The sequence below is a fragment of the Maricaulis sp. genome, from assembly GCF_030149425.1.
Taxonomy (GTDB): domain Bacteria; phylum Pseudomonadota; class Alphaproteobacteria; order Caulobacterales; family Maricaulaceae; genus Maricaulis.
Genome location: NZ_JASBRQ010000045.1, coordinates 36,046 through 45,235 on the forward strand (window position 1 = coordinate 36,046; position 9,190 = coordinate 45,235).

The window sequence follows — 9,190 nt, forward strand, 5'->3', positions numbered from 1 at the left end:
CTGCGTTTCGTGTTGACGCAGAGATAGGCCGCCGCTCGCTTGCGATAAACGGGCGGTGCGGACGCTGTTAGTTTCCGTGGAGGAAACAATGCCGGCTAGCGGCCTTCACGCCACCAGCCCAGACCCATCAGCGTCGCGATGATCAGGACGAGGAGCAGGGCGGGCATGATCGGGGTCTGGGTAGAGGCGCGGACGATATAGCGTTCATTGCGCTTGAGACCGAGCCAGTTGCGGCCGGCCTGGTCGCCGCTGGCGCGTGTCCGGCGGATATCAGGCAGGCGCAGGCTGTCACCCTCGCCGATATAGTACTGACCGCCGCCGGTGGCATCGACGAAGGGGTCGAGCACGTCCGGGGTCGGGCGCAGATCGGCATATTCCAGCGGATTGAGCGGACCGAGAGCCGCGACCGTGGTCAGATCGCCCGAGCGCAGCCGCACAATGCCGGCGCCTTCCGCTTCGATAGCCGCAGCAAAACGGCCGGTCGCGGTCTCGCTCATATCGAGCACATCCTGTTGCCCATCCGGCCAGGTGACCTGGAGCGGCGGTGCGGCACCGGCGAGTGTGACGCGATCCGCTCGCAGCTCTCCATCGACAATGCTGGCGGTCAGGCGTTCCTCATCAAGCTCCGGTTCGCGCATCAGCCAGTGGGCGACGCGGCGGAACATTTCCGCATAGGGTCCGCCGCCCTCAAAGCCGCGTGACCAGAGCCAGGTCTGATCCGACATCACCATGGCGGCGCGGCCTTGTCCGGAGCGATCAAGGACCAGAAGCGGATTGCCATCCGGGGCCTCTAGCAGGGTCTGGCCGGACAGGGCGGTGCCGTTGATACGGCGCAGCCAGCGTCCCCAACTGGGGTCCTCGCCGCCGCCTTCCAGTCCTGTTGTGACCGGATGTCGGAGGCCTAATAGTGTTGATTGCGGGGTGAATCCGCCCTCGCTCAGCGTCCCTGTCGGGCGCACCGGGAGAACTGATGCGAGCGGCGTGCGGAACAGGCTCGGGCGGCCGGCAAAGGGCGGGCCGGCGGTGACCAGCAGCGCGCCACCATTTTCGACATAGCGGGCGATATTGTCGAAATAGAGTGGCGGCATGATGTTGCGCCGGTAATAGCGGTCGAAGATCACCAGATCGAACTCGGCCAGGCGTTCCACGAACAATTCCTGGACCGGGAAGGCGATCAGCGCGAGCTCATCCACCGGCGTGGTGTCGCGGCGATCCGGCGGCCGCAGGATGGTGAAGTGCACAAGATCGACGGACGGGTCGGATTTGAGCAGGTCACGCCAGGCGCGGGCACCATTATGCGGCTCGCCGGTGACCAGCAGTACGCGCAGACGGTCGCGCACGCCGTTCACATTGGCGGCGGCCCGGTTATTGATCAGCGACAGTTCCTGTGGTCCGGCGGCAACCTCGATCTCGATGACATTCTGGCCGCGACGCTCCACCGGCACGCTGACCGGGATGGTGCGGCCGATCGGGATATTGTGGACCTGCGCCTCGCCGCCCTCAAAGCGGAACTCGACCCGGGCCGTGCCGGTCACGCCCTCATCCTCGATACGGATGGTGAAATTCACGGTCTGGCCGACAATACCGTAGCGCGGGGCCTCCTCGATGATCAGTCGGCGATCCCCGGCATTGCGATCCCCCGGCATGGCCTGGTGCAGCGGGGCATCCAGGTTGAGCGCGTCCGCGTCGGTCGGCGCATCATGTACCTGTCCGTCCGTCGCCATCACGACACCGGCGAGCCGGTCCTGCGGAACGCTGGCCAGGGCCTGGTTGAGGGCATCGAACACCCGCGACCCGTCCGTGCCTTCGCGCGCCTCGACTTCAACGAGGTCGAGCAGGGGATCGGCTTCCGCCGCCGCGCGCATGCGCTGGGCCAGGCTGTCAGCGGCGGCCTCGCGCTCGCCGATGCGCATGGAGGCGCTGGTATCGGTCACCAGGACGGCGATATCGGCGAGCGGGTCGCGTTCTTCTTCGACCAGCGAGGGATTGGCGAGGGCCAGTCCCACCACGGCCAGCGCCAAGCCGCGCCACAGCCAGCCGGACAGGCGTTGCAGCGCGCCCGCAATAAGCACGGCAAAGCCAAGCCCCAAAAGGCCGAACAGCCAGGGCGCCGGGATCAGCGGCGCGAAATCGATCGTCGTCGCCATCATTGTCCGAGCCGCTCCAGAATATCGGGGATGTGGACCTGGTCCGCCTTGTAATTGCCGGTCAGGGCATACATGGCGACATTGATGCCGAAACGCTGGGCCAGTTCGCGCTGGCGCTCGCCGCCATCGACCGGTGCCATCGGGCGGCCGTTTTCATCCACTGCCCAGGCCGAAGCCCAGTCATGGGCGCCGATGATGACGCCGGAGGTACCGTCGCGCGAGGCGCCGTCCGGATTGGCCTCGACCCAGACCGGGCTGCCGGAGAAGCGCCCCGGAAATTCCTGCAACAGGTAGAAGCTGCGGGTGAGGACGTGGTCGGAGGAGATCTGCGCCAGCGGCGGGATATCGATACTGTCCAGAATGGTGATCAGGCCCGGATGCGGCGCCCCGGCACGCAGGGCTGCGACATCGGCGTCCTGGGTGTCAAAGATAATCAGGCCGCCGCCCTGGAGGTAGGCGGTGATGCGCGCGGCTGCCTCTTCGGAGAGCTCGGCCGCATCGCGCTCGACCGGCCAATAGATCATCGGGAAGAAAATCAGCTCATCGGTTTCCGGATTGACGGCCATCGGCGTGCCCGGCTCCATGGCGCTGCGGCGTGTGAGCTGTTGGCTCAGACCGGTAAGCCCGGCCCGGCTGCGATTGTCGATGACGCTGTCACCGGTGGGCACATAGGCAAAGCGCAGGTCCAGAGCAGCTTCGAGGACATAGGCGTCGGCCTCCTGGGCGTCGGCAACAGGCATGGCCGGCATCAGGAAAACCGCCGCTGCTCCCGCTGCTGCGGTGGCGCCGAAGGGCAGGCGGATACGGCCGGCCAGGCCCAGGGCAATCAATACATCCAGGATCATCATGATGAGAGCCGCAACCAGGAGAGGGGTTTCAAAGCGTAACGGGCGCGGACCGTCAAAGCCGGCAAAGATCGCGCCGGGCAGGTCGCGCGGCAGGGGTGCCAGGGCGAAATCGGCCGGTACGGTATTGAGCGCCTGTACCGCAGCGCCGAGCCGGTAGAGACCGGGCGGAGCCGAGGGGCTGACGCGGGTCTGGCTGAATGTTTCAGCCGGGATCGGGCGGGCGCTGACCGGTGCATTGGCCAGCTGGCCGCCGGCATCGAGTGCCTGGGAGATCGACCAGGCGCCACTCAGGGAGGCGCTGACCTCGCCGCCTTCGGCCAGTCCCAGAACACGTTCCAGCATGCGCGGGAACAGACCGGACAGCGGCAGGTCCGACCAGGTCGGGCCAGCGGTGACATGGAACAGGACGATCCAGCCTCGTCCCCGGCGCTGCGCCGTGACCAGAGGAGTGCCGTCTTCCAGGCGAGCCCAGACGCGATCCGGTGTTGCGCTGCCCGGCTCGGCCAGAACCTGGCTGTCGATCGTGGCGCTGGCATCAGCGGGAAGACCGGCAAAGGGCGATTGCGCGCCGAAGGCGGCCATGCGCTGGGGTTCTTCCCAGTTCAGCGCCCCGCCCAGCAAACGGCCGCCCTGGCGCAGGTCGACCGGCAGCAGGTCGTCGCCGCGCGCGGCCAGACGCGGGCCAGCGAAACGGATCAGGAGGCCACCCTCGAGGACAAAATCACTGATGCGCTCATCATCGCTGCGCGCATCATCGACCATGACCAGGACAGCCGGCGGTTCTTCCAGCAGCGCATCCAGATCACCGCGATAGGGTACGGAGACCGGAGTAATAGCGCTTTCGACATAGTGGAGGTCGGACAGCAGCGGCTGGCCGTCATCAGCATTGGCTTCGATCAGTCCAACGCGCGGCCGCTGCCAGCGATCGCCAAGCAGGCGTACGGATCCGGCACCCGGCCGGGCATCAACGCGCAGGCTGGCAATTCGATTACGCAGATCCAGCGGCAGGGCGATATCGACACTGGTCGTGCCCGAACCACCATCGAAGATGGCTGGCGCACGGGCCAGGGCGCGCCCGTCCTGGCCGAGGGCGACGATATCGACGCTCATCGGCAGATCGGCTGCGGCGCGGCGCACCGTCACGCGCAGGCCTTCTGTTGTGGCTTCCGGTGCATCGATTGCCAAAGGTGCGCGACCGGCATCGGGTTCGATCACGCGGACAGAGCCGAGATCGTTCAGTGTCCCGGCCAGATCGCGGGCGCCGCTATCATCCAGCCCGTTTGATAGCCAGGTGACGGCCAGGGGGCCCGTCAGCGCGTCGCCGGATACAGCGTCTTCAATACGTTCTGCCAGCGCTGTGCGGTCAGCGAACCAGGGTTGCGGTCCGGCGCTGCTGAGCAGGCGGCGGGCGCTGTCGGCACTGTCCAGGCGCAGAGGCAGCGGGGCGTCGACGGCGGGTGCGGTTACGGCCAAGGCAACGCTGCGCCCGTCCCGGTCAGCCTCGTCGATCAGCCGTGCGGCCAGGCGTTCCATCTCGCTCCAGGCCGTCGCCGAGGCCCAGCCATTATCCATCACGATCAGGATCGGCCGGTCTTCAATCTCGACAGCCGGAGGTGTCCAGACCGGCCGGGCCAACCCGATAATGATCAGTGCTGCGATCAAAAGACGGAACAGGACCAGCCACCACGGGGCATGATGCGGGGTTTCATTATCGTCCGGCGCATCGCGCAGCAGGCGCAGAGGCGGAAAAACGGCCCGCTTGGGCGCCGGCGGCGTGGCCCGCAGCAACAGCCAAAGTGCAGGCAGGGTCAAAAGACCGGCCAGGGCCCAGGGGGCGGCAAAGCTCAAAGGTCCAAAGCTCAGCACATCAGGCCTCCCGCGCCAGGGCGCGATAGAGCGCCAGGACGGCACTGGTCGCCGGGCGGTCGGTGCGGTGGGTGACGAGAGCCCAGCCACGGCTGCGGGCCAGCTCGGCCAGAGCCTCGCCGTGTTCGCGCCAGCGCGTACGATAGGTTTTGCGCGCTTCCTCGGCACGGCCGAAGAGAAGGCTGTCACCCGCTTCAGCCGGTTCAAACCGGGTACGGCCGGAATAGGGGAAGTCCTCCTCCGCCGGATCGACGATACGCAGCAGAACACCCTGGCATTCCTGCGCCGTGAAGCGGCTCATGCGCGCATGCCAGGTTTCAATGGGGTCGAGGAAATCACTGGCCAGAACGACACGGCCATAGCGCGAGATATGAGGGGCTTCCACCGAGCCCATCGCGCCCGGTCCCAAAGCCAGGCGCCGCGAGGTACGTTCAAGGCCGAGTGCCCCTGTACGCGGTACCGCGCTCTCGCCGAGAACGGAAACGCGTTCTCCGCCCTGGGTCAAAAGCGCTGCGACAGCGATCTGGCAGACCGCGGCGCGGTCGGCTTTTTGCGGCACATGCTTGGACGAGGCAAAGCGCATGGAGGCGCTGCCATCGCGCCAGAGCCAGATCGTATTGGCGGCTTCCCACTCGTTTTGCCGGACGAAAAGCTGATCTGAGCGTGCCGATTGGCGCCAGTCGATCGCGGCGCGGCCGTCCTCGGGACGATGATGGCGGTATTGCCAGAAGGTCTCACCCACACCGGAGCGGCGACGTCCGTGCACACCCTGGGCGACCGTCGCGGCAATACGCTCGGCTTCGGCCAGGAGGGCCGGCAGGCTGGCGGCCGCCTCTTCGCCTTCGTGGCGAAGCTTGACGACCTGCGCCTCCTTATGTCGGTCGACGCCGCGGGCCATGTGATCAGGCGGCCTGGTCAGCCAAGGTCTTGATCAGGCCTTCCAGCGTGTGCCCGTCGGCACGCGCAGCGAAGGACAGGGCCATGCGGTGTTTCAGAACCGGCTCGGCCAGCGCGGCAACGTCTTCCGTCGACGGCGCAAGGCGGCCTTGCAGCAGCGCCCGGGCGCGGCAAGCGAGCATCAGTGCCTGACCGGCGCGCGGGCCGGGGCCCCAGGCGACGCCGTCACGCACAGCTTCGATCTCGCTTTCGTCGGGACGGGCAAGGCGCAGCAGATCGAGAATGGCTTCAAGCACTTTCTCGCCGACCGGGAGGCGGCGGACGAGCGATTGAAGCTTGATGATCTCTTCGGCGTCGAGGATGGCTTCGGCATGGGCCTCGTCGGCGCCTGTCGTGGCCAGAAGCACGGCGCGCTCGGCATCGCGCTCGGGATAGGGAATATCGACGCGCAGCAGGAAGCGGTCGAGCTGGGCCTCGGGCAGCGGATAGGTGCCTTCCTGCTCGATCGGGTTCTGGGTCGCCAGCACATGGAAGGGGTGCGGCAGGTCGTGGCGCTCGCCGGCAACCGTGACATGGCCTTCCTGCATGGCCTGCAGGAGCGCGGCCTGGGTGCGCGGGCTGGCGCGGTTGATCTCGTCCGCCATCAGGAGGCGGCAGAAGACCGGACCGGCGAGGAAGCGGAAATGACGCTTGCCATCATCGCTCTCTTCGAGAATTTCCGAGCCGAGGATATCGGCCGGCATCAGGTCCGGTGTAAACTGGATGCGCTTGGTGTCGAGTCCGGTTGCGATCGCGATGGTCTGGACCAGCTTGGTCTTGGCCAGGCCAGGTGCGCCGACGAGCAGGGCATGACCACCGGAAAGGATCGCCGTGAGGCAGAGATCGACTTCATTCTCGAGGCCGAAAATCACCCGTCCAATCGAGGATTTGACCGCTTTCAGGCGCTCTGTCGCTGCATCCGCTTCGGCAATCAGCTCCGCACCGGCTTCATGTCTGTCTGTCATCGCACTAAATTCCTTCGCCACACGGTTGATTTATAGACCAGGATGCAAACGTCGAGGATGACGTTGCACACACGAGGTGTCCATGCCTGAAGACGAGCAAACGCCGGATGCATTGCAGTCCCTGCTGCAAGCTGCCGAGACAGCAGGCGAGGGTCTGCCGCCAGTCGATCGCTGGAATCCGCAGTATTGCGGTGAAATGGATATGGTCATCCGGCGCGATGGCTCCTGGTGGCATGAGGGAACACGGATTACGCGCGACCGTCTGATACGCTTGTTTTCAACGATCTTGCGGAAAGATGACGACGGCATTCATTATCTCGTTACGCCGGTAGAGAAGATCTCGATCACCGTCGAGGAAGCGCCCTTTGTAGCCGTGCGAGTCGACGCTGCTGGTGCGGGGAAGGAACAAACCCTGTTCTTCACAACAAATTTTGGTGATCTGACCCAAGCGGGGCCGGACCGGCCGATCGATGTGCGAAGCGATAAGGACACGGGAGAGCCGACACCGCGCGTCCGGGTTCGCGGTCGCCTGGATGCCTTGATGACACGTCCTGTCTTCTACGAGCTCGCTGAATTGGCGGTTGAGCATGACGGGGAACTCGGCGTCTGGAGCGGCGGGGCGTTTTTCCCGCTGGGAGCCGTGCATGCCTGAAACCCAAGCGCTTGAGGATTTTCTCCGGGCCAAGCTGGACCCGGTCGAGAGCCGTGCAGAGTTCCCTGCGCGCGGCGATGGCGATCTAAATGGATCGCCGTCACCGACCGGGCGCGAGCTGCGCCCGGCCGCCGTGCTGGCTCCGCTGATCCTGCATGACGGCGCGCCGCGTTTCCTGTTCACTGAACGGGCGGCCCACCTGTCAAAACATGCCGGGCAGATCAGCTTTCCCGGCGGCCGTATTGATCCCGGCGATGCTACGCCGGCCGATGCCGCCTTGCGTGAGCTGGAAGAGGAGGTCGGCATTGCCCCGGGCTATGTCGATCTGGTCGGCCGTTTCGATGCCTATGAGACGGTGACCGGCTTCTCGGTGACGCCGTTCGTCGGCATTGTCCGGCCCGGGTTCAGTCTGCGGCCTGACCCTGGAGAAGTCGCGGATGTGTTTGAAGCACCGTATGATTTCCTGATGAATCCAGCCAATCATCAGCGCCAGTCGCGCGAATGGCAGGGGGTGCGACGCTATTTCTATGCCATGCCCTGGCAGGAGCGCTATATCTGGGGGGCAACCGCAGGCATGCTCAAATCCCTGCACGACCGGCTATACGGGTAAAACATGACACGCATCCTCCTGCTTCAGATCGCGTCCTTCCTGCTGCCCTTCGCGCTGTTCCTGATTTGGCGCTGGCAGCGCACCAGCGACAAGCCGGTGACGCCAACACCCGTGCTCAAGCTCAGCGCAGCAGGCGCTGTGCTGGTTATGATCGTTATGATCGTGCTGGTGCTTTTCGACGATTCCAGAGCCGGCCATCAAGGTCAGGACTATATCCCGCCCCGACTGGTCGATGGCGAAATCCAGCCGGGTTATTTTGTTGATAGCGGCACGGTGGACCAGGACCCGGATGAGGATCAGGACGAGGAGCCTGAGGACCCGCCGGCCGGTCGGTGATGTCGGTCCGCCTTGATCCACAAACGCAGGCCTGGATGTGCCAGGCCAATACGCGTGCTGTGACCGCAGCTCTGGAGGCTGCGCGACCCGGCGCGTCGCGCTATGTCGGTGGATGCGTGCGCAATGCTTTGCTGGGCGCGCCGGTGGCTGATGTCGATATTGCGACGCAGATGAAACCGGACGAGGTCCTGGCCGCGGCCCGGGCGGCGGGCCTCAAAGCGGTCCCGACCGGTATCGAGCACGGCACCGTCACGATCATCTCCGGAGGAGAACCCTTCGAAGTCACCAGCTTGCGCCGTGATGTCGAGACCGATGGCCGCCGTGCGGTGGTCGCCTTCACTGAAGACTGGGCCGAGGATGCCGAGCGCCGCGACTTCCGCCTCAATGCGCTCTACGCAGATTTCCACGGAATAATTCATGACCCGACAGGCGGTCTGAATGACCTTGAAGCGAGGCGTTTCGTCTTTGTCGGGGACGCACGCGACCGGATCCGCGAGGATTATCTGCGCGCCCTTCGCTTCTTCCGCTTCCAGGCCTGGTATGGCGAAGCACAGGCGGATCCGCATGCTCTGGCAGCGATATCCGAGCTCAAGGCCGGGCTGTCGACGCTTTCGGTAGAACGGGTCTGGTCGGAATTGAAGAAGCTGCTCGCGGCGCCGGACCCGCGCCATGCGCTCAAGCAGATGCAGGAGCTTGGTCTTCTGCAGCAACTTTTGGAAGTGAACGGATCCTTAAGAGTCCTGACCGCAATCATTGATCAAGATGTAGAATACGGATTAGCGCCCGATTCGCTGTTGCGGTTTGTGGCGCTGGCCGATGGCGGACCGGAA

8 protein-coding genes are annotated in these 9,190 nt (G+C 65.2%); 4 read left to right on the plus strand and 4 right to left on the minus strand.

Annotation, left to right across the window (positions count from 1 at the left end):
• Positions 1-95: 95 nt before the first annotated feature.
• The 4 genes from Q1V57_RS07400 to Q1V57_RS07415 are packed head-to-tail and all read right to left on the minus strand — an operon-like array spanning position 96 to position 6,762.
• Positions 96-2,150, minus strand: coding sequence for a hypothetical protein (locus Q1V57_RS07400; RefSeq protein WP_300529222.1), 2,055 nt, complete (start codon positions 2,148-2,150; stop codon positions 96-98).
• Positions 2,147-4,861 (minus strand): DUF4159 domain-containing protein, encoded by a 2,715-nt coding sequence (locus Q1V57_RS07405; RefSeq protein ID WP_300529224.1) that lies wholly within the window; start codon positions 4,859-4,861, stop codon positions 2,147-2,149. The genes Q1V57_RS07400 and Q1V57_RS07405 overlap by 4 nt, the downstream gene beginning before the upstream one ends.
• A 1-nt stretch (position 4,862) precedes the next feature.
• On the minus strand, positions 4,863-5,759 hold the full coding sequence (locus Q1V57_RS07410; protein ID WP_300529226.1) for a DUF58 domain-containing protein: 897 nt from the start codon (positions 5,757-5,759) through the stop codon (positions 4,863-4,865).
• 4 nt (positions 5,760-5,763) lie between these two features.
• Positions 5,764-6,762: a MoxR family ATPase gene (locus Q1V57_RS07415; protein ID WP_300529228.1), complete on the minus strand. Its 999-nt coding sequence runs from the start codon at positions 6,760-6,762 to the stop codon at positions 5,764-5,766.
• 82 nt (positions 6,763-6,844) lie between these two features.
• Between Q1V57_RS07415 and Q1V57_RS07420 the strand changes: the two genes are divergently transcribed.
• The 4 genes from Q1V57_RS07420 to Q1V57_RS07435 form a co-directional block, all read left to right on the plus strand.
• Entirely contained in the window at positions 6,845-7,414 is a 570-nt protein-coding gene (locus tag Q1V57_RS07420; protein WP_300529230.1) for a DUF1285 domain-containing protein, read from the plus strand.
• Positions 7,407-8,024 carry a CoA pyrophosphatase gene (locus tag Q1V57_RS07425; RefSeq protein ID WP_300529232.1) on the plus strand — a complete coding sequence of 206 codons (618 nt, stop codon included), beginning with the start codon at positions 7,407-7,409 and terminating at the stop codon, positions 8,022-8,024. The genes Q1V57_RS07420 and Q1V57_RS07425 overlap by 8 nt, the downstream gene beginning before the upstream one ends.
• 3 nt (positions 8,025-8,027) lie before the next feature.
• On the plus strand, positions 8,028-8,360 hold the full coding sequence (locus Q1V57_RS07430) for a DUF6111 family protein (protein WP_300529234.1): 333 nt from the start codon (positions 8,028-8,030) through the stop codon (positions 8,358-8,360).
• A partial coding sequence (locus Q1V57_RS07435; protein ID WP_300529236.1) for a CCA tRNA nucleotidyltransferase occupies positions 8,360-9,190 on the plus strand: 831 nt, incomplete at its 3' end. The genes Q1V57_RS07430 and Q1V57_RS07435, both read left to right, overlap by 1 nt.

What these genes read in the sequence shown, in the direction of transcription:
- Q1V57_RS07400 (WP_300529222.1), bottom strand. Translation starts at nt 2,150, where the DNA reads ATGATGGCGACGACGATCGATTTCGCGCCGCTGATCCCGGCGCCCTGG.
- Q1V57_RS07410 (WP_300529226.1), bottom strand. Translation starts at nt 5,759, where the DNA reads ATGGCCCGCGGCGTCGACCGACATAAGGAGGCGCAGGTCGTCAAGCTT.
- Q1V57_RS07415 (WP_300529228.1), bottom strand. Translation starts at nt 6,762, where the DNA reads ATGACAGACAGACATGAAGCCGGTGCGGAGCTGATTGCCGAAGCGGAT.
- Q1V57_RS07420 (WP_300529230.1), top strand. Translation starts at nt 6,845, where the DNA reads ATGCCTGAAGACGAGCAAACGCCGGATGCATTGCAGTCCCTGCTGCAA.
- Q1V57_RS07425 (WP_300529232.1), top strand. Translation starts at nt 7,407, where the DNA reads ATGCCTGAAACCCAAGCGCTTGAGGATTTTCTCCGGGCCAAGCTGGAC.
- Q1V57_RS07430 (WP_300529234.1), top strand. Translation starts at nt 8,028, where the DNA reads ATGACACGCATCCTCCTGCTTCAGATCGCGTCCTTCCTGCTGCCCTTC.